Origin of the sequence: Chryseobacterium hagamense (assembly GCF_007991455.1) — a bacterium.
In the GTDB taxonomy this organism is placed as follows: Bacteria; Bacteroidota; Bacteroidia; order Flavobacteriales; family Weeksellaceae; genus Chryseobacterium; species Chryseobacterium hagamense.
In genome coordinates, this window is sequence record NZ_BJYJ01000019.1 from 64,057 (window position 1) to 89,635 (window position 25,579).

Here is a 25,579-nt window from a genome sequence, read left to right on the forward strand (position 1 = left end):
CCTGATTGTAAATTTAAAATAAGCCTTAAAAATGAAAACCGGATATTCAAGACCGTCGATAATCTTTAAAATGATCTTCCTGATGATTGTTTTCACCCATCAGCTCTCGTTCGGGAAAATAAGACTCCCGGATCTGGTCAGTGATAAAATGGTGCTGCAGCGTGATGTAGAGTTAAAAATCTGGGGCTGGGCAGATCAGGGCGAAAACATTACCATCAGGTTCCGCAATGAAACCTACAATACTTCGCCGGACAAGACCGGGAAATGGTCTGTAAAGTTGAAGCCTCAGAAAGCGGGTGGTCCGTTTGTGATGGAAATCAATGAAATTACGATCCGGGATATCCTGGTGGGCGATGTCTGGCTGGCATCAGGACAATCCAATATGGAAACGCCTATTGCCCGGCTAACTGACCGTTTCCCGGAAATCAATGTTTCGGATTTCAATAAAATCAGATACTTCAAAGTGCCTACCCAGAACAATGTGGAATCCGTTCAGGAGAACATCGCAACGGGCGGAAAATGGTTCACCGGAACGGCTTCGGAAGTGATGAACTGGACCGCTTTTGCTTATTTTTACGCACTTGAAGCGTATGAACATACCAAAATTCCGCAGGGAATGCTGGTTTCCAGCCTGGGCGGTTCGGTCATTCAGAGCTGGATCAGCCAGGAGCATCTGAAGGATTTTCCCAATAACCTGATTGATAAGCAGGCATTGTCCGCACTCAATTCCTCAAAACTCGACAAAGGAAGGAATCTTTGGAATCAGAAGGATTTTGACGACGCAGACTGGCAGAAAGCAAAAGTTCCCGGAACATGGAAAGAAAACGGAATCCAGGCCAAAGGAACCGTCTGGTTCAGGAAAAATTTTGACCTTCCCCTTTCCATGGACGGAAAGTTTGCCCGGCTGTACCTTGGGGTGATGGTCGACAGCGATTCGGTTTTCGTCAACGGAAAAATCGTAGGTGCCACTTCATACACCTATCCACCAAGGAAATATGACATTCCCGGCGGAATTTTAAAAAAGGGGAAAAATACAATCGCCATCCAGCTTACGTCTAACTTCGGAAACGGTGAATTCGTTGCCGACAAGTCTTATAAAATCGTGGGAGACGGTGTTGTGATTGATTTAACGGGCGAATGGAAATACAATATCGGCCGGGATATAAGCAGAGACGAAGATTATAAATCGAAGCTGAAAAATCTGCGGAATACGCCTTCCGGATTATACAACGGGATGATTTACCCGATCCGCGATTACAAAGTGCGGGGTACCATCTGGTATCAGGGCGAAAGCAACGCCGGCCAGTCTGAGAATTATGCCGTTCTTCTGGAAAACCTGATCGAAAACTGGAGGGAAGTGTTTCAATGGAAACAGATGCCGTTTTTATTGGTCCAGCTTCCCAATTTTATGGAAAAAACAGACGATCCCAATGCTCCAAGCGGATGGGCGGGAATCCGTGAAGCCCAGTTTAAGACTTCACAGACGGTTCCGTATACCGTAATGAGCGTGAATTATGATCTGGGGGAATGGAATGACATTCATCCCCTTAATAAAAAAGATATGGCAAAACGGCTGTTCCTGGCCGCCCGTAAACTGGTGTACGGTGAGAGGTTGGTCAGCAGCGGCCCTGTCTTTAAGTCGATGAAGGTAGAAAATTCAACGGTGATCCTTTCATTCGACAACGTAGGAAAAGGATTGAAAAGCAGAAACAGAGCGCTGAAACATTTTGCCATTGCCGGAAGCGATAAAAAGTTTGTCTGGGCCGAAGCCAAAATCAAAGGCAATACCGTTGTGGTCAGCAGCAAGGAAATCAAAAAACCGGTAGCGGTACGGTATGCATGGAGCAACAATCCCGAAGAAGCCAATCTGGAAAATGCAGAAGGTCTGCTGGCATCGCCCTTCAGAACGGATGACTGGTAAGTTTTGATCACTTAATCTATTTAAACTAATTCCAAAAATTAACCACAAAAGTTACAAAGGACAATACCGCAATGATGAGAATATAGAAAGTTCTTAAAAGATTAAAAATCTTTGATTTTTAATCTCCTATGGTCTAAAATATCTGTAATATTTTAACCTTCATCTCATGTGACTTATGTGCCAAAAAGCTTTTGTGATTAAATAAAAAGTTTAAACGATCTATTAAATAAATACGCAATAAATAACGATTATGAAGACGATATTCAACTATTTTTCTCTTTTGGTCACTTTGGTTTTTACAACCATGGTCAAAGCCGCCGACCCGTTTATTTCTTTTGTGAAGGCGGAAAATTCGATGGGATTGAAAGAAGGCAGTTCAGGACTGACGCTGTTTTCGGACAGCGATTCGGACAAAGGGATTCTCCGTGCAGTGGCGAACCTTCAGTCAGATTTTCAGAAAGTAACCGGCATTCAGCCTACGCTTATTTCTCAAAATTCGGGGGTGAACGGAATGCTCATCATCATCGGTGAAGCTGGTAAAAGCAAAACCATCGATGCTCTGATTAAGCAAAAGAAGCTTGACGGAAAATCCCTGATGGGAAAAAATGAAAAATATATCATCCAGAATGTAAGCAATCCGTTTCCGGGTGTTTCCGAAGCGATTGTGATTGCGGGAAGCGACAAGCGGGGAACGATTTACGGGATTTACGAAATGTCGCAACAGATCGGTGTTTCGCCCTGGTATTACTGGGCGGATGTGCCGGTCGCGAGAAAGGAAAACGTATACTTTAAAAGAGGAATGTACACCGACGGAGAACCTGCCGTAGAATACCGGGGGATTTTCCTGAACGATGAAGAACCTTCACTGGGAAGCTGGGCAAGAGCTACTTTCGGCGGCATTAATTCCAAATTCTATGAAAAAGTATTTGAGCTGATCCTGCGGATGAAAGGCAATTATATCTGGCCGGCGATGTGGGGGAAAGCGTTTTATGATGACGATGCCCTGAGCGGTCCTTTGGCCGATGAAATGGGAATTGTTATGGGAACTTCCCATCACGAACCGATGGCACTGGCACAGACCGACTGGCACCGGTACATCAAAAGAAACAACCTGCCGAATGTCTGGGATTATGCTAAAAATGCCGATGTTCTGCAGAAATTCTGGAGATCCGGGATGGAAAGAAGCAAAAACTGGGAAAAGCTGGTCACCGTAGGCATGCGGGGCGACGGCGATGAAGCGATGGGAGAGGGTACCAATATTTCCTTACTTGAGAAAATCGTGAAAGACCAACGGAAGATCATTGCCGATGTCACCGGGAAAAAACCGGAAAGGACACCGCAGGTCTGGGCGTTGTACAAAGAAGTTCAGGATTATTATGACAAAGGAATGCGTGTTCCGGATGATGTCATCCTGCTGTTCTGCGACGACAACTGGGGCAACGTGAGAAAACTTCCGGACCTTTCAAAGCCTTTGCACAAAGGCGGTTACGGAATGTATTACCATTTCGATTACGTAGGCGGACCGAGAAACTCCAAGTGGATCAACATCAGTCCGATCCAGCGCATCTGGGAGCAGATGAACCTTTCCTACGAGCATCAAGTGGATAAGGTTTGGGTAGTGAATGTGGGGGACCTGAAACCGATGGAATTCCCGATCAGCTTTTTCCTGGACATGGCCTGGAGCCCTAAACAATTTAATTCAAAAAATCTGTTTCAATACACAGAAAAATGGTCCGCGCAGCAGTTTGGTGAAAAACACGCCAAAGAAATTGCGGAAATGATCAACACCTACGCAAAATACAACCGCCGCGTAACGCCAGAAACCCTGGACTGGAAAACATACAGCCTCCAGAATTACAATGAATTTGAAACCGTCCTGAATGATTACCGGGCTTTAGCATTAAAGGCATTGCGTCTGAAACAGGACCTTCCTGCGGATTACCAGGATGCCTATTACCAGCTGGTGCTGTACCCGATTGATGCCTGCAGCAACCTGTACGAAATGTATTATGCCGTGGCCAGGAACAAAGAACTGGCCGCTAAAAAAGATCCGGAAGCCAATAAATACGCCGATCAGGTAAAACTGTGTTTCGAACGAAATGCTTATCTGGATAACTATTATAATCATGTAATGGCCGGCGGAAAATGGCAGCACATGATGGACCAGATGCGGATCGGTTACAAAACCTGGGCCGACGGAAAGGAAAATATCATGCCTGAAGTAACCTACGTTTCCGATGCGGAAGTTCCGAAAGAAAAAGTCTTCCGGGAGAAAGACGGCTATGTTTCCATCGAAGCGGAACATTTTGCCCGGATGCAGAATTCAGACCGCATCCACTGGGAAGTGATTCCTGATTTCGGGAAAACAAAATCCGGCGTGACCACTTTTCCGCAGAATGCTTATCCTAAACCTGACGAAAACATATATCTGGAATATGACCTGAACTTTGAATCCAAAGGTGAATTTGAAGTCCAGCTGCTATTGGCTCCGACATTGAATTTCAATCACAACAGAGGACTGCGCTATGAAATTTCGTTCGACGGACAGGCCCCGCAGGTAGTAAATTTCAATGGCCATTACAAAGGTGAATTGGGAAGATGGCAGTCCGGACACATTATCCGATCGATGACCAGGCATCAGATTTCACAGCCCGGAAATCACACGCTGCGGTTCAGGGTGCTGGAACCGGGAATTGTCCTGGAGAAAATCCTGATCGATACCGGTGGACTGAAACCAAGCTATCTCGGTGCCCCGGAAAGTGATTATACCGGAAAATAATTTTATAAAATGTGAAACCATCGGATTGTTCCGGTGGTTTTTCTTTTGGTAATTTAATATGCCATTCAATTCAACCGGAAAATTCGGTAACTTTAATCTATTGATTTTAAATAGCATAATTTAATAGAGAGAATAATATAAAGTATTTGAAAATCAATGAGCAAAAGGATTTATCAATAGCGTCGGGCTTTAGCCCGATGTAATGGATGAGGTTAAAATCCGGCTTTAGACAAAGCTTATGAATAATAATGTTTGGCTAAAGCCGATTATGATGCATCGTAGGGTAAATGGGCTAAAGCCCATTCTTACTGATCATAATATTCACCCAACCGATTTAAAAATAAATAAAATGAAACGAAGCGCAGAAAACAAAATTCAAATCCTGAAAGATGCAATCCGGAAAGGAATCGACAGTGGAATCGCTAAAGATTTTAATGCTGAAAAACATCTTCAGTTTTTAAAAGACAAAATGAAAAAGAGTAATTAAATATTGTCAAAAACAAAGCGGGGTGAAATTACATTAATTTATCGTCTTTTAAAATCAGCCTGTTATGATACACTCAACAAAAAATCAACTGGAATATGCTTCGCTGAAACCTGATGGCGTACTGAAAGATCTTGCAGAAAGCATCTGGATGATGAAATACCATGCGGATGAAACGGAAGGAAGCATTATTGTTCCGGATGGGAAAATAGATTTGGCTGTCCTGGTGATGGAGGATGAAAGCTTTGAAATCTTTATGTCCGGGATCTTTACCGGTCCGGTAATCAAACCGCCGTTTCCGAAATCAAAAATGTTTGTAATGAGTTTTCATCCGGCAGCCGCTGAATATATTTTTAAACGGTCTTTTGCAGATTTAAAAAACAGCAGACAGAAGCTTCCTGGCGGTTACTGGGGATTCTCCAACGACGACTTTTCAGATCTTGAACGCTTTTATGAAAAGGCCTGCAACATTATTTCCCTGAATTTAACAAAAGCCGTAGATTCCCGGAAACTCAAACTGTTTGAACTGATTTATTCTTCGAAAGGAGCCGTTACGGTAAACGAACTGGCACAACAGACCGGATGGAGCAGCCGCCAGATAAACCGCTATTTCAACAAGTGGCTGGGCCTATCGTTAAAGGCTTACCTCAACATCATCCGTTTTTCAAACTCCATGAGACAGGTCAAAAACGGCAATTTCTATCCGGAACTGAACTATGGCGACCAGTCCCATTTCATCAGGGAGGTAAAAAAATTCGCAGGGGTAAAGCCTACCCTTTTAAATAAAAACGAAAACGACCGATTTATCCAATTGAGCATGATGCCCGAAGACTAATTTTGTCCTGTTAATCAAGCAAGAGACATTATGAATTTAAATCATATCAATCTGGTCGTGAAAGAGGTAGATCCGGCCGTTCATCTGTTTACCCATTATCTGGGATTTAGTTTAATCGTCAACCGCAACAGCAAAATGGCCGTACTGGAAAACAGTCATCAGTTTGTTTTGGTGCTTTGGGGACAGGAATTAAACAGGCAGGAAGGTATACCGGAATATCCGGAGAATTTCCACATCGGGTTTTACCGGCAGGATGAAGAAGCGGTTTGGGAACTGTATAACAAACTGAAAGGACACGAAGGTTTACAGCTGGATGCCGAACCAAAGAAAATCAGGAATACGTTCGGGTTTTACTTCTATTTTGAGCAGCTGATGATTGAGATCAGTGTGAATCCGTTTAAATAAAACATCGCTTAAGTACTGTTTAAATCGATTAAAAATAACTTCCGTTAAAGCAAATTTGATGGAAGTTTTCTTTTTTAGAATTAATAATGTGAATTTTGACAGGATTTAATTTTTTTTAAATCGGCGGCAGAACCATTAGGCTCTGAAAGTGCGGTATTAGTGATCGCGGCATTGCTCGGATGAATCATAAATGAATTTGTTTAAACCCTGAAGGGGCTTAATCCTCAAATACCGTTTGTTTTTCACATGATCCGGATTCACGTCAACCTACAGAATATTTCACCGTTTCGTCCGATCTGTGATGACAGACCCACTTTTCGGTTAATTTTTTTTCTTCAGAACAGGGTTTTTGAAGATGAAAATCAATTATTTAATACTTCTGAAAACAAAATTTGTAAAATCTAAATCATTATAATGATGATATTTACGTTTTTGATTCTCAATTATATATGTCTTGGTTTAGATTTGTTTAAATTCAGGGATCATTCATTTGAAAAAATAAAGTGTAAATTATACATTTATTTGAAATAGAATCTTATATTTGTTTTTAACGGAATGTGAAATTTTATTCATAATGGAATATAATTTCATACTTATTGAATTTTTTTGATAAAGACTGTGTTTTAATTCGTCAGTGATTTAAAATCATTACGATTTTCCCATAATGAAGAATGATATTCAGTAATAATTTTCTGTCATAAACATTTTTCTGAAAATAAAACAGACCAACCCGCCAAACCACAGAATACGATGAAAACATAACTCTTTTTTATCTCTCGTATCCGGATTATCTTCCGAATGGATAACAAGGACACGGAGGCACATTCCCACCAATTTATTTCATGATCTGAACCTGACTTTTCAACGGTCGGGAAGGTTTCTTCATGACAAAAAACAACATTAAAAATAGATATTACACTTCAGCGGCTTGCTGAAACTTTAACCTTAAACAATGAGACTATGAAAAAACTTGCTCAGCGCATCGCCATGGCTGCCGTCTGTATACTCACAGGCATCAGTGCATCCGGGCAGCTTACTACGGTAAGAATCAACAAAAACACGACCTATCAGAAAATCACGGGCTTCGGCGGGTTTGTGTGCAGTCCGCAATTCGGGTACAATCACATGACCCCTTCGGAAATCCAGACCTTATGGGGAGCCGGCAGCCAGGGAGGGTACAACATCATGAGGCTGTACATCCCGGAAGACAGCAGCAACTGGAGCTCGGTTCTGGCCACGGCACAGCTTGCCAAATCGATGGGGCTGACGATCTTCGCCAGCCCATGGACCATGCCGGCCGCCTGGAAAACGAATAACAGTGTGAATGCGGTCTATACGGATGCTAATGGCGTACAGCAGATCGGATATCTGAAAACCGCCAATTACCAGGATTATGCCCTCTACCTCAACAGTTTCGTGACGTATCTCCAAAGCAATGGGGTAACGCTGGATTATATCTCCATCCAGAACGAACCGGATGAGATGGCGCAGTACCAGGGATGCATCTGGACCCCTGCACAGATTGCCAATTTCGTACGCGACTACGGCCAGCTGATCAACTGTAAAGTCATTGCTCCTGAAAGCGTGGGCCTGACCGATAATTTTGCCAATGCGATGCTTAATCAGGCTACCATGGATAATTTTGAGGTATACGGAGGGCATCAATACGGCCTGATGCAGTCTGCCTACAAGCAGTTCCAGAATTATGGCAAAGAAATCTGGCAGACGGAATATCTGATCAACTGGAACCCTTCTACAGGAACGCCGCGCGATTTCAGCTGGAACCTGGATGCCTTCAATTTTGCTTCCAGCATTAATAATGCCATGCTCGGTAACGTCAATGCCTGGATCCATTACGCAGCCAAACGGTATTATGCGCTGATGGGCGACGGAACCAATGGAACTACCACGGGAGTAATGACGAAGAGAGGTTATATCCTTTCCCATTATGCCAAGTACACCACGGGGAAAACACGGATCGCGGCAACCTGGGGCGACAACACCGGTGTGCTTCAGGGATCTTCCTATATTTCCCTGGATGGGAACCAGGTCGTGCTGATGGTGATCAACCCTTCCACGAATGCTTATAATTTAAAAGTGGATCTTCCGTTTTATTCGACTTCAGGAACTCAGGTTCTGACCGATGCGCAGAACAATATGGCCACTACACCGGTGACCATGGCGCAGACTTTCCGCCCGGGAGTGACGGTCAATGCTTCCAGCGTGATGACTTTCGTCTTCAACAAAAGCGGCGACCGCCCGGTTTCCCAGATGTCCGGAAGCGACATCCGTTACAACAAGATCGAAACCATGACGCCGACCAATTCCGCCTTCGGGACAGGCTACAACATCAGCAATACCACGGCAACATTCTCCAATGCCAGTCCGCTGCTGAGTACCAACATGACCGCTTCCAACGGATACCTCCAGCTGAACGACCGCTACAACAAAATGGTGCTTCATGTAAACACTTTTACAACGGCAGGGCAGAGCTATTCTGACAACACCACCCTGTATTATATCAACAGCCAGGGCCTGGTAAAATCGTACAACTACGGAAAAATTACTTTTCCAGCAGGAGGCAACTTTGACATCACACTGGATATTTCAAGACAGGTCCTTACCGATGGGTGCAAAGGCATTCTCGGACTCAGGAATTCCAACTACGGCTCGGTGCTTACCCTGAATCTGGGTGACGTTTATTTCAATATCGGGAACGAAGTGGCCTCTAAATTTACAGGCTCTTATTCAGATGTCGACAGCAACCTGATGGATGCATTGGAAAACGGGTACTATACCTCAGTTGATTTCAGAAATACCACGGGAACTACCGCCGCCAATAACTGGCAGCCGGTCAGTGCCAATTCAAACAGTATTTATTATGTGCCGGCTACGGTAACCTCTGCCAATAATAATGTGATCTCCGGAACCGCGGCAGCCAACCTTGTTCTTTCAGACCAGGGGAAAGATTTCCAGGTGCCGTTTACTTTCAGTGCCACCGCAGCTTACTACACCCGTTCCTTTAACGGATTTGAAACACTGCTCCTGCCTTTCGCGGCAAATATTCCTTCCGGGGTAAGCGTATACCAGATGATACCGGGTGCTTCAGGAATCAGCTGTACGGCAATTACCAACGGAACCATTCCGGCCAATACTCCGGTACTGGTAAATGCCAGCGGAACCGTTACCTTCCAGGGAACCGGAACTGTTTCTACACCGAAAGCCATCACCGTCAACCAGATGAACGGCGTCTATAACACCATTAAAGTGCCGGCCAACAGCTATGTCTTACAGACGGTCAGCGGAACCCCGCAATTCTCTAAAGTAGTGGCAGGAAGCGAACCGGTGATCAATCCTTTCAGAGCGTATCTCACTGAAGAAAATACCTTCACGGTATCGGTACTTCCGTTAAGTTTTACCTCTTTAGCTACAGAAAATCTTCTTGCCGGTAAAAATGAACCAAGCCTTTATCCGAGTCCGGCAAAGAATGAAATCTTCATCGACCTCAAAACGTCCGGTACGGCTTCCGTATTTGATGCCAAAGGCAGTCTCATTATGAAAGACCAGCCGTTGCGTTCCGGTAAAAACCGCATCGAGATCGGGCATCTTCCTGCAGGGGTGTATCTGGTGGAAATTTCCAAATCCGGAAATAAATCCGTTCAGAAAAAGTTTATCAAGCAGTAATTTTTTTAACCGAGGATTATTTTTTATACTTCAAAGCCACCGTTTCGGGTGGCTTTGTTTGTTGGTACTCACACCTCACAGGTTTTCAAAACCTGTGAGGTTTTTTACTTATCTGCAGATGAAGCGTTGTGATTAATTGATAAGAGATGATTTAAATCCGATTTGCTATGTCCTGATTTACTTCTTCCCGTCAATCACTTCAAGTGCCTTCAAAAGCAGAAGGTCTTCTTTATTCCGGGTGCTTTCGACGGTAGGACGCACCACGATATCCGGTTTTATGCCGATACGCTGCGTTTCCCCTCCGTCAGGATAATAAATACCCAGCCCTGAAAAAATGATCTTGTTACCATCTGTCAGCTTTATTGAAGTTTTATTACCATCGGCGCCGGAGGTCTGGCTGCCTACGAAGATTACGTGAGGGACTTTTTTGAAAACCATACCCCACATTTCCTCCGCACTTTGGGTATGTTCATTCATAAGAACGACTACCTGTCCTTTATACGGATCAGGATTGTCTTTACCTGCGAATTTATACTCTTTATTCACGATATTGTCTACAAAACAGAATTTACCGGGCTGGCTGAAATTGGGCTGGGTTTTTATTCCGTAGACCACAGGCTTGCTGAGTAAATAATCAAACACTTTAAGCAGGGAACCATTGTCGTTGTAGCCGCGCAGGTCAAAAACCATCCCTTTTGTATTTTTGTACTGTTCCATCAGGGCAGGGATCTCCGATCCTTTTAAAGATGCAAATTCGAAATACACTTTATCATCTATGGCGAAACTTGGATTCAGGCGGCTTTCTTTCTCATTGTACGTTAAATAGTTATAGGTTTTTCCTTTGTACACCAGATGAAGATCCGGGATGCCATCTTTATCCCATTCTTCATCGAAAATACGCTTTGTGCGCTCTACAGTGGTCCTGAACTTTTCCCCGTTCTTATGAATTCCTTCTACGGCAAAGGTTTCCTCATCCCCGCTGAAAAGGTAACTGTATGCCTCGCGCAGTTCGACGGATGGATTGGAAAAGGCAAAATACTTTGATTTTTCCTGTATATTTTTAAGAATAGATTTACCGTTAATTTTAGTAATCAGGTCACCAACTTCCAGATTGGCTTTTTTCATCTTCGCCTCATCTTTGAGTCCGGTGATAAGCACAGTATCTTCAATCATCTGAAAAGTAAAGGGGGAAGACAGCTTCCCGACTACATCATATTGGTAGGTCTTTTCAATTCCGACATGGGTATCCTGCAGCTCAGCAGCCAGCTGCATCACTGCCGATTCGTAATCTTTTTCATTATTGATTTTTTTGAATAAGGGAATGTATTTTTTAAGGACATTATCCCAATTATGGTCAAGAAGATATTTATAAGGATAAAAGTACTCAATGGCATTCCAGACCCTGAAAAGATCCAGCATTTTAACTTCTTTTGAAAAACTTTCATGAACTTTCTCATTGGCACTGCTGAAGTAGATACCGCTTTCAGCCGTGTTGGAATAAAATGAACCGACATCGGCCGGCTTATTCACCAGATCCAGTAAGCGGGTCTTGGTTTCAGGTGAAATCTTTAATTTTTTGATCCATGAAGCGTCGAAATTACGGAGCGTAATGCTGTCACATTCATTATTGTTCCCGGCGATCTTATCAAACTTTTGTTGGTCTGCCTTGCTCAGCCAGTTTTTAACAAGGCCATCGATTCCTTCTTTCGGACCGGACTTGAAACTTTCCAGCAGGACACCGTCCCAGTCTGTTTTACCCTGCGATATGGCAGGATGATAATATTTCATGACGCCCCATACCTTTCCCATCTGGTATAGTTCATGGTCGGAAAATGCAGTCAACTGGGCAGACAGGGCAGAAGCCATAAAAAGTGAAATAAGAACAAGCGATTTCATAGTTGGATTTGGTTTTTGGTATTCATGAATATTGCTGACAGTTTCATGCGCTTAAATTAGCTGTATTTTGTGAAACTGCGATCATTTTTTTTTATTATTTAGAGGAGCGGTGAAATATGAACTTTTAAGCAGATCAACATGTATAAAGATTAAATGGTAAGTTCAGTTTAGGTCTCAATCAGCAGATAAAAATCAGAAACCGAGTCTGCTTTCTGTTATATATCATAAAACATCAGACCTGATCCTTTAGAAAAGCAGTATTCCATAGGAATACCATCGGTGTAGCAGGGGGAAATTTTAATGGGAAACAGCACTCTGTAGGAGTGCCATCTTATCAACCGTTGCAAAAGATCGAACTCCTCCGGAGTTCGGTTGTTTTTTTCGTTCGTCCTACACCGATACTGCTCTTAAGGAGCAGGTAAGTTAATCGGCAAGGGCATTGTTTACGAATAAGGAACTTTTATTAACCTAGCAATCATTCTTATACTTTGCCGTCTGGTAATCCATTAATAAGATCAGCCGGTTTTATTCATATTCTGGCTTTCAGTCATGATCTGATTTTTAAATAGTCCTTAGGTTTTGCGCATGATTCAAATAAAAGCCTTGCGTCAGAAAACCTGCATGGACGTTTCGAAACCTAGATTATCAAGATGATGATCCTTAAAAATCCGTTCATCAACATTATTCTCAAAAATTAAGTGTTAATTACACATTTATTTAAAAGAGAATCCTATCTTTGTGCTTCTCACAAAGATTACCACAAAACCTTGATGAATTTTAAATGATGAAAAGCATAACGAACGGGTGACCATTGAATATTCATATATGAAAAAGATAACTTTAGGCATCAGCCTCCTCATCAGTACGGCATCTGCATTACCTGCACAGACCGCCGGTACGGAAAAGTTCAGAAATACGAAACTGCCGGTAGAACAGCGGATCGCAGACCTCCTCAGCCTCTTAACGGTAGATGAGAAAATAGGAATGATGATGGATAATTCCAAAGCCGTTCCAAGGCTTGGCATTCCGGCATACGGCTGGTGGAACGAAGCGCTGCACGGTGTCGCAAGAGCCGGAACTGCAACCGTTTTTCCGCAGGCCATCGGGCTGGCGGCAAGCTGGGACGTAACGGAACACCTCAGAACCTTTGAAATGATTTCCGATGAAGCGAGAGCCAAATACAACCGGTCTTTAACCGAAGCCGGGAAGACAGGACGCTACGAAGGGCTGACGTTCTGGACACCCAACATCAACATTTTCAGGGATCCGCGATGGGGAAGGGGTCAGGAAACCTACGGGGAAGACCCGTTCCTGACGGCCAGCCTGGGTGTAGCAGCGGTAAAAGGGCTGCAGGGTAACGATCCCGATTACTTCAAAACCCACGCCTGTGCCAAACATTTCGCCGTACACAGCGGCCCGGAATGGAACCGCCATTCCTACAATGCAGAAATTTCGCACCGTGACCTCTATGAAACTTATCTTCCTGCATTTAAGGCTTTGGTACAGCAGGGAAATGTCAGGGAAGTGATGTGTGCCTATAACGCTTTCGATGGCCAGCCTTGCTGTGCCAATGATTTCTTAGTGAGCGAAATCCTGCGTGGAAAATGGAAATACGACGGAATGGTGGTGTCCGACTGTTGGGCACTGGCCGATTTCTACCAGAAAAAATACCACGGAACCCATCCGGACGAAAAATCCACGGCCGCCGATGCCCTGAAGCATTCCACCGATCTTGAATGCGGGGATACGTACAACAACCTTAATAAATCCCTTGCCAGCGGACTCATCACCGAAAAAGACATTGATGCTTCCATGCGAAGGATCCTGAAAGGCTGGTTCGAATTAGGCATGCTTGATCCGAAATCGTCCGTACGCTGGAACAGCATCCCCTACACGGTGGTTGATTCGGAAGAACACAGGCAGCAGGCACTGAAAATGGCCCGGAAGTCGATCGTACTGATGAAAAATGAGAAAAACGTTCTTCCTTTATCTAAAAACATGAAGAAAATTGCGGTGGTGGGACCTAATGCCGATGACGGAATTATGCAGCTGGGCAACTATAACGGGACCCCTTCTTCGATCGTCACCATCCTGGACGGAATCAGAACCAAGCTTCCCGGTACGGAGATCATTTATGAAAAAGGATGCGAAATTGCAGATCCTTCCGCAAGGACATCGCTGTCTAAAAATTTTAAAAGCCAGAAGAAAAACGGGACACCGGGCATGAAAGTGGAATTTTTCAACAATCCTGACTGGAAAGGAACTCCGGTGAATACTTCAGTGAACAACTCGGTAATCAATTACAACAGCTTCGGCGGAACGCAGCTGGCGCCGGGCGTTAACCGCGAAAATACGTCGGCTCGGATTTCAGGAACATTTACTGCCACATATACCGGCGAAGTAGTGTTCTCTGCTTTTACATCAGATGTTTATACTTTATTGATCGACGGAAAGGAAATCGCGACCCGCCACGGCCCTGATGCAAGACACCCGTCGGAATTCCCGGTGCAGATGCAGAAAGGGAAAGAGTACCAGGTGGAGCTCCGCCACAGCCAGAAAGGGAAATATGTGAACATCGGATTTGAAGTGTACCGCAAAGATCCGGTGAATTTTGCAGTAGTAAAAGAAAAAGTAAAAGATGCCGACGTGATCGTATTTGCCGGCGGCCTGTCCCCAAGTCTCGAAGGAGAGGAAATGCTGGTGAATGCCGAAGGATTCCGCGGAGGCGATAAAACCAATATCGAACTGCCGAAGGTTCAGCGCGAACTTTTAGCTGAATTAAGAAAAACCGGAAAACCCGTTGTCTTCGTTTTGTGTACCGGGAGTGCCCTCGGTCTTGAGCAGGACGAAAAAAATTACGACGCCTTAGTGAATGCCTGGTACGGCGGACAATCGGGCGGAACAGCCGTCGCCGATGTACTGTTCGGAGATTATAATCCATCCGGAAAGCTTCCGGTTACATTCTATAAAAACATCGCACAGCTGGATGATGCCCTTTCTAAAACCGGCAAGCATGAAGGATTTGAAAACTACGATATGCAGGGGAGAACCTACCGCTACATGAAAGAAACACCGCTGTATCCGTTCGGGCATGGGCTTAGCTATGCCAGCTTTTCTTATGGAAATGCCACATTGAGCAGGAATATGATCGGTGCGAATGAAAACGTAACCGTTTCAGTTCCCGTAACCAATACTTCCGGAAGAAGCAGCGAAGAAACCGTTGAGGTCTACGTCAGACGGAACAATGATCCGCTGGCTCCGCTAAAAACCCTGCGGGCATTCCAAAGGATCGCCATACCGTCCAAAACCTCTGCCACCGTTCAGCTGACCCTGTCTCCGGATTCGTTCATGTTCTATGACGAAAAAGCGGATGACCTGGTATCCAAACCCGGCGATTACACCATCCTGTATGGGGGAACTTCTGCCAATTCCGGATTAAAAAGCCTTCCGCTCAAAGTAAAATAATGATTCACCTTATCAAATCTCATTGGTTTTAAAGCCTATGAGGTTTAGCTTGATAAAAAGACTTTAATGAAAACAAAAAATATCATCTCAACCGCCGCTATTTTTCTAACGGCCGCTTTCTTTTCCGCTCAGTCCCAAAAGTCGAGTTTCAGCCTTGATCTGAACGGTTCTTCTACCGGAATCAAGATCCAGCCTACGATGTATGGGATTTTCTTCGAGGATATCAACTTTGCAGCGGACGGAGGGCTTTACGCTGAACTGATCAAAAACCGCAGCTTTGAGTTCGACGAACCGTTGACGGGATGGAAGCAGCCCAATACGAAAACATTATCTCCGAACCTGGATTCCGGGTTTCTGACAATCATAACCGATAAGTCCAAACCTAATAAGAATTACGCAAGAATTACGGTTTTGAACGACAAAAATTATCTGCTGGAAAACGAGGGATTCAGAGGAATCGGGCTGCACCAGGGTGGTAAATATGATTTAAATTTTAATTTGGAAAACGTTTCAGGAAACATTTCTGCCGTCAATATAAGTCTTGTCGACGAAAACGGAACGGCGGTTTCTTCAGTTTCTGCCATCATAAAAGGCAGTGGCTGGCAAAAATACAATGCGGTTTTCACTCCTTCCAAAACGATTGAAAAAGCAAAGCTTCAAATCACATTTACCGGGAAAGGCGTGGTGAATATGGATATGATCTCACTGTTTCCCCAGGATACCTGGAAAGGAAGAAGAGGGGGATTAAGAAAAGATTTAGTGCAGAAATTATATGATTTACAGCCGGGATTTTTACGTTTTCCGGGTGGCTGTATTGTAGAAGGAAGAACATTGGCAGAACGTTACCAGTGGAAAAAAACAATTGGTAAAGCAGAAGACAGGGAAAACCTGATCAATAAATGGAACAACGGATTTGCACATCGTCTCACGCCCGATTACTGGCAGTCTTTCGGCCTTGGTTTCTTTGAATATTTCCAGCTTGCAGAGGATTTAGGTGCAGAGCCGCTTCCGATTTTAAGCTGTGGAATGGCTTGTCAGTTTAATACCGCCGAACTCGTAAAAATGGAAGATTTGGATCCGTATGTTCAGGATGCTTTGGATCTGATTGAATTCGCCAACGGCAATTCCGATACAAAATGGGGGAAAATCCGTGCTGAAATGGGGCATCCTCAACCTTTTAATATGAAATTCATCGGGGTTGGAAACGAACAGTGGGGAGCAGATTACATCGAACGCTATAAAGTTTTTGAAAAGGCCATTCATTCCAGGTATCCCGCGATTAAAATCATTTCCGGAAGCGGACCGTCTCCGGACGGCGAATTTTTTGATTATGGCTGGAAAGAACTAAAGAAGCTTAACGCCCAGATCGTGGACGAGCACTACTACAACTCTCCGGAATGGTTCCGGAAAAATTCAGCGCGGTATGATGCTTACGACCGCAGCGGTCCGAAAGTCTTTGCCGGGGAATACGCTGCCCAGTCTGTGGGTGTGGTAAAGCCTGAAAACAAAAACAACTGGGAATGCGCTCTTTCCGAAGCGGCTTTCATGACAGGCCTTGAAAGAAATGCCGATGTAGTTTATATGACTTCCTACGCACCGCTGCTGGCTCATGCCGAAGGATGGCAGTGGACGCCCGATCTGATCTGGTTCAATAACCTTACGTCCTATGCAACACCGAACTATTACGTTCAGAAACTCTTTTCCAACAACAAAGGAACGGAAGTCCTGAAAATTACAGCTAATGGAAAACCGGTAACCGGACAGGATCAGCTGTATGCCACTGCCGTAAAAGATGCAACAACTCAGGAGACCATTATTAAAATAGTCAATACGGATGCCGGAAGCAAATCGGTGACCATCCATCCGGCAAACATGAAATTTGGCAACACATTGACCAAAATTACCCTGACGGCACCGCAGCTGTCCGCCGAGAACAGCTTTGAAAATGAACCTATTCAGCCCAAAGAAGAAACACTGAGCCTGAAAAAAGGGAAAATGATGATGGAAATTCCTGCACATTCTTTGGTGATTTTAAAGATGAAATAAGTTTATTTAATTGATAATCAGTATTTAATAAAAATTAAGTGTGTTTATTACATTTAATTAAAAAGAATCTTATATTTGTTTGAATCTCTGAAATGAAAATAGAATAGCATAACACTGAGAAATTAAAACGTTGAATAGACTTTAATTAACTATATGACCGGTTTGATTTCTTATGCTTAACTAAAAAAGATTCAGCCCAAATTTTAAAAAACAGATTATCAAAATCAAGCATTCACTTTCATGAAAAAATATGTTATAGGATTAGATTACGGGACCGATTCCGTTCGGGCAGTGCTCATCGATACTGAAAACGGAGCGGAACTGGCTTCCTCGGTAAGCTATTACCAACGCTGGAAAGAAGGCCGTTTCTGCAGTCCGGAAAAAAACAGGTTCCGGCAGCATCCTTCAGACCACATCGAAGGGCTGGAAAAAACCATTACCGAAGTGGTCCGTGAGAGCAGGGTACAGCCGGAAGAAATTGTCAGCATCTGTATTGATACCACCGGTTCATCACCCCTTCCCGTCAATCAGGAGGGAATAGCCCTTTCTTTAACCCCGGGCTTTGAAGAAAACCCGAATGCCATGATGGTGTTGTGGAAAGACCATACCTCCATCCGTGAAGCAGAAGAAATCAATACCCTCGCCAGAACCTGGGGTGGTGAAGATTACACCCGGTTTGAAGGGGGCATCTACTCCTCCGAATGGTTCTGGGCGAAGATCCTCCACATCAACCGGATGGATGAAGACGTGAAAAAGGCGGCCTACAGCTGGATGGAACACTGCGATTACATCACCTTCCTGCTGTCGGATCATAAAGATTTAAAAACCTTCAAAAGAAGCCGTTGCGCAGCCGGGCATAAAGCCATGTGGCATGAAAGCTGGGGCGGCCTGCCTTCCGGAGATTTCCTAAACCGGCTCGACCCGTCTTTGGGAGAATTGAGGGACCGGCTCTATGAAAAAACCTATACGTCTGACGAAATCGCCGGCCATCTTAATGAAGAGTGGGCGCAGCGGTTAGGCTTAACGGCTTCCACCGTCATTGCCGTTGGAACTTTTGATGCGCATTCCGGTGCGGTAGGCGCCAAAGTGGAGGAGAATACTCTGATCCGGATCATGGGAACTTCTACCTGCGACATCATGGTAGCCCCGAATGAGGTTATCGGCGACAAAACCGTAAAAGGCATCTGCGGCCAGGTAGACGGTTCCGTTATTCCGGGAATGGTCGGGCTTGAGGCGGGACAATCCGCTTTCGGAGACGTCCTGGCCTGGTTCCGCGACATTCTGATGTGGCCGGTGAACAACATGCTGGACCATTCCGAGATCATTTCACCGGAACAGAAAGCCCGGCTTAAAGAAGAATTTGAAAATAACCTGATTAAAAATCTAACTCAGGAAGCAGAAAAAATCCCGTCCGGTGAAGCCATTCCGGTAGCCTTGGACTGGGTGAACGGTAGAAGGACACCGGATGCCAGCCAGGAACTGAAGGCGGCCATCAGCCATCTTTCCCTGGGAACCAAAGCCCCGCATATCTTCAGAGCCCTGGTGAATGCCATCTGCTTCGGATCCAAGAAAATCGTCGATCGTTTCGGGGAAGAAGGCGTTCCTATCCACAAAGTGATCGGAATTGGCGGCGTTGCCAGAAAATCACCGTTTATCATGCAGACTCTGGCCAATGTGCTGGATATGCCGATCATCGTCGCTGCTTCAGACCAGGCTCCCGCATTGGGTGCTGCCATTTATGCAGCCGTTGCCGCTGGCGTTTATCCTGATGTTCAGGAAGCCAGCCGGAAAATGGGTTCCGGTTTCGAAGCGGAATACCATCCGCAGCCGGAACAGGTTGATAAGTATGCCCAACTGATGCAGCAGTACCAGCAGCTGGCCGATTTTACGGAAAGCGTAATTAAAAGCCCTGTTAAGGTTAAAAACCTTAACAGGGCTTGATCCCAAAAACAAACAACATGAAAAAATACAAAGAACTTCAGCGGGAATGCTACGAAGCCAACATGCAGCTTGATGCCTTGAAGCTTGTGGTCTACACCTTTGGCAACGTAAGTGCCGTCGACCGCGAGGAAGGCATTTTTGCCATCAAACCGAGCGGCGTGCCATATGCGGATCTGAGGCCGAAGGATATGGTAATCCTGGATTTTGATGCCAATGTCATTCAAGGCAAACTGAGACCGTCTTCCGATACCAAGACCCATGCGTACCTTTACAAAAACTGGGAAAACATCGGCGGGATTTCCCATACCCATGCTATCTATTCCGTTGCATGGGCACAGGCGCAGATGGACATCCCGATTTTCGGGACCACCCACGCGGATCACCTGACTTCCGATATTCCTTGTGCGCCTCCGATGCATGACAGCCTGATCGAAGGCAATTACGAATACAATACCGGAATCCAGATCCTCGACTGTTTCAGGGAGAAAAACCTCTCGCCTCAGGAAGTGGAAATGGTCCTGATCGGAAACCATGGCCCATTTACCTGGGGGAAAAATGCTGAAAAAGCGGTGTACAACAGCAAAGTGCTGGAAACCATCGCTGAAATGGCCTATCTTACCCGGCAGATCAATCCCAATGCACTCCGGTTAAAGGATTCTTTAATTAAAAAACATTACGAAAGGAAGCACGGCAAGGATGCTTATTACGGGCAATAATCTTGTAGCAGGTACAATGTAAAAACGTACAGTATACTTTTTACATTGTACACCAGTACATTTTACAATAAAATCAATTATCATTTATAAACTATGTTAACACCTCTCAATACGAAAGAAATCTGGTTCATCACCGGAAGCCAGCATTTATACGGCCCTGAAACTTTAGCCCAGGTTGCCGAACATTCAGCGAAAATTGTGGAAGCGTTCAATGCTTCTTCACAGATCCCTGTAAAAGTGGTTTTAAAGCCAACCGTAAAAACGACGGAAGAAATTTTTAAAACCCTGGTCGCCGCCAATCATACGGCCGATTGTATCGGGGTGGTGACCTGGATGCATACCTTTTCACCAGCCAAAATGTGGATCCGCGGACTGACAGCTTTGCAGAAACCTTTGCTGCACCTTCATACCCAGTTCAACCAGGACATTCCGTGGTCGACAATGGATATGGATTTTATGAACCTGAACCAGGCGGCGCATGGCGACCGTGAATTCGGGTTTATGGTAAGCCGCCTCCGTAAAAACAGAAAAGTCGTGGTGGGGCACTGGGCAGAAGAAAGAGTACAGAAACAGATCGGCGACTGGAGCCGCGTGGCTGCTGGCTGGGACGACTGGCAGGGCGCCAAATTCGCGCGTTTCGGGGATAACATGAGATACGTAGCCGTTACCGATGGCGATAAAGTGGAAGCGGAAACCAAATTCGGATTCTCCGTCAATACCTGGGGAATCGGGGATCTGGTAAGCGTGATCAACGGCATCGGGCAAGGCGAGGTAAAAACCCTGATCGAAGAGTATGAGGCCTCATACCGGATGGCAGAATCCCTGCTTTCTGGTGGTGCCAACAGAAAATCATTGGAAACGGCTGCCCGGATCGAACTCGGACTTGAAAAATTCCTGAAAGACGGAAACTTTAAAGGATTTTCCGATACCTTTGAAGACCTTCACGGAATGGAACAGCTTCCGGGAATCGCCGTACAGCGACTGATGGAAAAAGGATACGGTTTTGCCGGCGAAGGCGACTGGAAAACGGCAGCCCTGGTAAGGGCCATGAAAACCATGGGGCAGGGAATGGAAGGCGGAAATGCCTTCATGGAAGATTACACCTATCATTTAGACCCTTCGAACCCATCCATTTTAGGCTCCCACATGCTGGAAGTTGATCCGGTACTGGCCGCTGATAAGCCTTCATGTGAAATCCACCCATTGGGCATCGGAGGAAAGGCCGATCCGGTGAGACTGGTTTTCAATTCAAGAGGCAATACCGATTCTTTGGTGGCCGCACTGATGGATTTCGGAAACCATTTCAGGCTTCTGATCAACAAAACAAAATCTCTGGACATTACCGAAGCGCTTCCGAAGCTTCCGGTAGCAAGGGTACTCTGGAAACCGCTTCCTGACCTGTACACCGCTGCCGAAGCGTGGATCCTTGCCGGCGGCGCGCACCATACCTGCTACAGTGAAAACCTGACGGTGGATCAGCTGGAAGTGTTTGCGGAAATGGCAGGAATCGAATCACTGGTCATCGATGAAGACACGAAAATCCGTGAGTTTAAGAATACCCTTCGCTGGAATGAAATGTATTACCGTTAATTCTTCAAAAATATCATTAATTATGAAAAAAATAGGAGGCAGTTTATTCATTTTGTTGGCCGTTTTATGTATTTTCGGCTGCAATAAAAAGGAAAACAACAATAAAACGAACTCAGATACCATGGAAAATGTACAGGTTTCAGACTATGGAGTCACTGCAAAGGGGGATTCCATCAAAAAATATACGTTAACCAACAAAAACGGAATGAAGGTGGAGATCATCAACTACGGTGGGATCATCACTTCGCTTATGGCACCCGATAAAAATGGGAAATACCAGGATGTGGTATTGGGCTTTACAAAGCCTGAAGATTATTTCAACGGGAATCCGTACTATTTCGGCGCGCTGATCGGAAGATACGGAAACCGGATTGCCAATGCAAAATTCACCCTCGAAGGCAAAACGTATGATATCGACAAGAACGACGGACCGAACAGCCTCCACGGAGGAAAAGAAGGTTTCCATACCAAAATATGGACGGCAGAACCTGTAAAGGATGCCAAACTTCCGACGTTGAAACTGACTTATGTAAGTGCTGACGGTGAAGAAGGTTACCCAGGGAAATTAACAACTACGGTTCACTATACCCTTACTGACGATAATGCGCTGGAAATTTCTTACGAAGCAGAAACCGATAAAGCGACGGTCGTAAACCTGACGCAGCATTCATATTTCAACCTTTCAGGAAACTTTTCCAATCTGATTACGGATCACGAACTGCAGATCAATGCCGATAAGTTCTTACCGGTAAACAGCACCTTAATTCCTGTAGGGGAAGAAAAGAGCGTGAAAGGAACTCCCTTTGATTTCACGGCAGCAAAAGCCATAGGAAAAGATATTACTGCGCAGGACGAACAGCTGAAACTGGGTGGCGGTTACGATCACAACTGGATCCTGAACGGAAACGGAATGAGAACCATTGCCACCGTTTACCATCCGGCAAGCGGAAGGGTAATGGAAGTTATGACTGATCAGCCGGGCGTTCAGTTCTATTCCGGAAATTTCCTGGACGGAAAATTTGATACCAAAACCGGGGGGAAATACGAAAAAAGAAGCGGATTCTGCCTGGAAACCCAGCATTACCCGGATTCTCCGAACCAGCCGGCGTTCCCGACAACCGAACTGAAGCCGGGACAGAAATACCAGACCAAAACCATGTATAAATTCTCAGTTAAAAAATAAAGTATGGGACAACTAGCAACCATTGATATCATCATTTTCCTCATTTATTTTGTGGTGGTAGCCGGATATGGACTCTGGATCTATAAAAAGAAAAAATCCGAGTCTACCGGAAGTAAAGATTATTTCCTTGCCGAAGGGTCACTGACCTGGTGGGCAATCGGGGCCAGTCTGATCGCCTCCAACATTTCGGCTGAACAGTTTATCGGGATGAGTGGTGAAGGCTTTTTCGTGGGAGTGGCCGTTGCCGCCTACGAGTGGATTGCCGCCGTAGCATTAATTATCATCGCCGTATGGTTTATCCCGATCTACCTAAAAAACAAGATCTACACCATGCCGCAGTTCCTGGAAACCCGGTACAACAAATCGGTTTCCCTGATCATGGCGGTGTTCTGGCTGTTTTTGTATGTTATCGTGAACCTGACGTCCATCCTGTATCTCGGTGCATTGGCCATTGATACTTTACTGGGCGGCGAACATCTTCATATTATTATGATCGTCCTTTTGCTGATGGCTTTGCTGATCGGCCTGGGAGGAATGAAAGTGATCGGTTATACCGATGTGATCCAGGTAGCAGTGCTTATTATCGGTGGTTTTGCTACCGTGTATATGGCGTTGCAGATCGTTGACCAACGGATTAACGGTGTAGCGGTAGGAAATGCGTTTGCCGGATTCAATACGTTAATGAACGAAGCGCCGGGCCATTTTAAGCTGATGCTGGACAAGCCGACCACCACCACCACGACTTTGGGGATGCCTGAAAACCTGCAGGTACAGAAATATGTGGTGTTACCGGGACTGGCGATGTATTTTGCCGGACAGTGGATCGTAAACCTGAATTATTGGGGCTGTAACCAGTACATCACCCAGCGTGCTTTGGGGGCAGACCTTAAAACCGCGAGAACCGGGATTCTTTTTGCCGGATTCCTGAAACTGTTTATGCCAATCATCGTAATGCTTCCGGGAATCGCAGCCTATGTATTGTACACCAAAGGTCAGCTTCCGGGATTCAGCGGAGTGAAAGACGGAGCCTATTCTGCCATTCTTACCTTCCTGCCTTCGGGACTTAAAGGTCTGGCAGTAGCCGCATTAACGGCAGCCATCGTCGCTTCCCTGGCCGGAAAAGTAAACAGTATCTCCACGATTTTTACCCTGGACATCTATAAGAAATACCTGAAAGCGGATGCTACCGAAATCCAGATGGTAAGAACCGGAAGATGGGTGATTATCGGAGCTATGATGGTTGCGCTTGCCTTTACCTGGACCGACGTTCTGGGAATTGGTGGAGAAGGAGGGTTTACCTTCATCCAGAAATATACCGGATTTATCAGTCCGGGGGTTTTTGCCATGTTCTTACTGGGAATGTTCTGGAAAAGAACCACCGGAACTGCCGCTTTGGTAGGGGTCATCTTAGGTTTCGTATTGGCAATTTTCTTCAACAGCTTTGCCATCGGCATCTTTGGAAAAGAAACCTGGCTGTATACGGCATTCACCTATGAAAAACTGGAAAACGGCGTGGTACACACCATTACGGAAATCCCATTCCTTATCAATATGGGATGGTCTTTCTTCATTACCATCGTCGTGATGATCCTGATCAGCCTTGCCGGTCCGAAAGTTAACCCGAAAGCTTTTGCTATCGACAGCAAAATGTTCAAGGTAGATCCAAGAACAATGGTGCTGATTGTAGTTACTTTATTACTGCTTACTGCTATTTATGTAAGATTCTGGTAATTTCAAAATCAATAAAACAAAACAAAAACAGGATGCCGATGGTGTCCTGTTTTTTTGTCTAATTTTAAAGTCAATTCAAAGATCATGGAAAGTTTTGATACCCTGATACGCGAACATTTTGGGAGTCTCGGCCCTGAAGAAATGTTGATTATTCAAAATTATTTTACAGAAGAAGTTCTAAGGAAAAACGAAATGTTTACAGAATCCGGCCAGATCTGTACGAGGCTTAGCCTTGTGCAGTCCGGTATTTTGCGTGTATACGCACCGGCGGAAGATGGAAGGGAAATTACGCAGTGGCTTTCTACTAAAAATTTTTTCGTTACCGAATCAATGGGATTCTTTTTTAACCAGCAGAACCGGTGGACGATTCAGGCTTTTAGTGATGTAAGGCTGTTGACGATTACCAAATCCGATTATAAAAAACTTTGTACCGAATTCCCAAAATGGAACGAGATAGAAAAGCAATTTATCATTAAATGTTTTATGATGATGGAAGACCGGATTTTTTCTCACTTATCGATGACAGCAGAAGAACGGTACAATCAGTATTTTGAGCGAAATAAAGAATTATTTCATCAGGTTCCGCTGCAGTATATCGCTTCTGTTTTAGGAATGACACCGGAAACCTTCAGCAGGATAAGAAAACGGCAGTCCCAAAACTCTTGATATTTGTCAAGTAAAAGATTTCAGCATTATCAGACCTTTGTAATATTAATTTTGAATGATTAACACAATGAAAAATCTTTTGCAGCTCGAAGAATTAGGACAGTTTTTATTCGCTATTTTTCTTTTTACCCAATTATCCTATTCCTGGTGGCTTTTTCCGGCCTGTCTTCTGTTGCCGGATCTGTCAACGGCCGGTTATTTAATCAATCCTGAGGCAGGAGCATGGTCTTAGAAGCT

The 25,579-nt window shown here is 44.8% G+C and carries 16 protein-coding genes; 15 read left to right on the forward strand and 1 reads right to left on the reverse strand.

Annotated features, from left to right (window positions below; all coding sequences use genetic code 11):
* Positions 1–31: 31 nt before the first annotated feature.
* The 6 genes from CHA01nite_RS14885 (at position 32) to CHA01nite_RS14910 (ending at position 10,108) form a co-directional block, all read left to right on the forward strand.
* Positions 32–1,921 (forward strand): sialate O-acetylesterase, encoded by a 1,890-nt coding sequence (locus CHA01nite_RS14885; RefSeq protein ID WP_228458426.1) that lies wholly within the window; start codon positions 32–34, stop codon positions 1,919–1,921.
* 250 nt (positions 1,922–2,171) lie between these two features.
* Positions 2,172–4,700 (forward strand): glycosyl hydrolase 115 family protein, encoded by a 2,529-nt coding sequence (locus tag CHA01nite_RS14890; RefSeq protein ID WP_174771832.1) that lies wholly within the window; start codon positions 2,172–2,174, stop codon positions 4,698–4,700.
* Positions 4,701–4,938: 238 nt separating this feature from the next.
* A complete protein-coding gene (locus CHA01nite_RS14895) occupies positions 4,939–5,187 on the forward strand; it encodes a hypothetical protein (protein WP_146942749.1) in 249 nt (82 codons plus the stop codon).
* A gap of 64 nt (positions 5,188–5,251) precedes the next feature.
* Positions 5,252–6,019: a helix-turn-helix domain-containing protein gene (locus tag CHA01nite_RS14900; RefSeq protein WP_146942751.1), complete on the forward strand. Its 768-nt coding sequence runs from the start codon at positions 5,252–5,254 to the stop codon at positions 6,017–6,019.
* Between the two features lie 30 nt (positions 6,020–6,049).
* A complete protein-coding gene (locus tag CHA01nite_RS14905; RefSeq protein WP_146942753.1) occupies positions 6,050–6,424 on the forward strand; it encodes a VOC family protein in 375 nt (124 codons plus the stop codon).
* Between the two features lie 960 nt (positions 6,425–7,384).
* Positions 7,385–10,108 (forward strand): T9SS type A sorting domain-containing protein, encoded by a 2,724-nt coding sequence (locus CHA01nite_RS14910; protein ID WP_146942755.1) that lies wholly within the window; start codon positions 7,385–7,387, stop codon positions 10,106–10,108.
* Positions 10,109–10,285: 177 nt separating this feature from the next.
* Here CHA01nite_RS14910 and CHA01nite_RS14915 read toward each other — a convergent pair whose 3' ends face one another.
* Positions 10,286–12,004 (reverse strand): S41 family peptidase, encoded by a 1,719-nt coding sequence (locus CHA01nite_RS14915; RefSeq protein WP_146942757.1) that lies wholly within the window; start codon positions 12,002–12,004, stop codon positions 10,286–10,288.
* An 825-nt stretch (positions 12,005–12,829) separates the two neighbouring features.
* On the opposite strand from CHA01nite_RS14915, the gene CHA01nite_RS14920 reads away from it, so the two are divergent.
* The 9 genes from CHA01nite_RS14920 (at position 12,830) to CHA01nite_RS14960 (ending at position 25,574) form a co-directional block, all read left to right on the forward strand.
* Positions 12,830–15,469: a glycoside hydrolase family 3 C-terminal domain-containing protein gene (locus CHA01nite_RS14920; RefSeq protein WP_146942759.1), complete on the forward strand. Its 2,640-nt coding sequence runs from the start codon at positions 12,830–12,832 to the stop codon at positions 15,467–15,469.
* 66 nt (positions 15,470–15,535) lie between these two features.
* Positions 15,536–17,515 carry an alpha-L-arabinofuranosidase family protein gene (locus tag CHA01nite_RS14925; RefSeq protein WP_146942761.1) on the forward strand — a complete coding sequence of 660 codons (1,980 nt, stop codon included), beginning with the start codon at positions 15,536–15,538 and terminating at the stop codon, positions 17,513–17,515.
* 240 nt (positions 17,516–17,755) lie between these two features.
* On the forward strand, positions 17,756–19,456 hold the full coding sequence (locus CHA01nite_RS14930) for a ribulokinase (protein ID WP_146942762.1): 1,701 nt from the start codon (positions 17,756–17,758) through the stop codon (positions 19,454–19,456).
* A gap of 17 nt (positions 19,457–19,473) precedes the next feature.
* Complete coding sequence (locus CHA01nite_RS14935) at positions 19,474–20,172, forward strand: L-ribulose-5-phosphate 4-epimerase (RefSeq protein WP_146942764.1); 699 nt, start codon at positions 19,474–19,476, stop codon at positions 20,170–20,172.
* A gap of 93 nt (positions 20,173–20,265) precedes the next feature.
* Positions 20,266–21,762, forward strand: a complete 1,497-nt coding sequence (araA, locus tag CHA01nite_RS14940) for an L-arabinose isomerase (RefSeq protein ID WP_146942766.1) — start codon at positions 20,266–20,268, stop codon at positions 21,760–21,762.
* Positions 21,763–21,784: 22 nt separating this feature from the next.
* On the forward strand, positions 21,785–22,945 hold the full coding sequence (locus CHA01nite_RS14945) for an aldose epimerase family protein (protein ID WP_146942768.1): 1,161 nt from the start codon (positions 21,785–21,787) through the stop codon (positions 22,943–22,945).
* 3 nt (positions 22,946–22,948) lie between these two features.
* The gene (locus CHA01nite_RS14950; RefSeq protein ID WP_146942770.1) at positions 22,949–24,676 is read left to right on the forward strand and encodes a sodium:solute symporter family transporter; all 1,728 of its coding nucleotides are present in this window, start codon (positions 22,949–22,951) and stop codon (positions 24,674–24,676) included.
* Positions 24,677–24,760: 84 nt separating this feature from the next.
* On the forward strand, positions 24,761–25,342 hold the full coding sequence (locus CHA01nite_RS14955; protein WP_146942772.1) for a Crp/Fnr family transcriptional regulator: 582 nt from the start codon (positions 24,761–24,763) through the stop codon (positions 25,340–25,342).
* Between the two features lie 67 nt (positions 25,343–25,409).
* The gene (locus CHA01nite_RS14960) at positions 25,410–25,574 is read left to right on the forward strand and encodes a DUF4260 family protein (RefSeq protein WP_146942774.1); all 165 of its coding nucleotides are present in this window, start codon (positions 25,410–25,412) and stop codon (positions 25,572–25,574) included.
* The last annotated feature ends 5 nt before the right edge of the window (positions 25,575–25,579 follow it).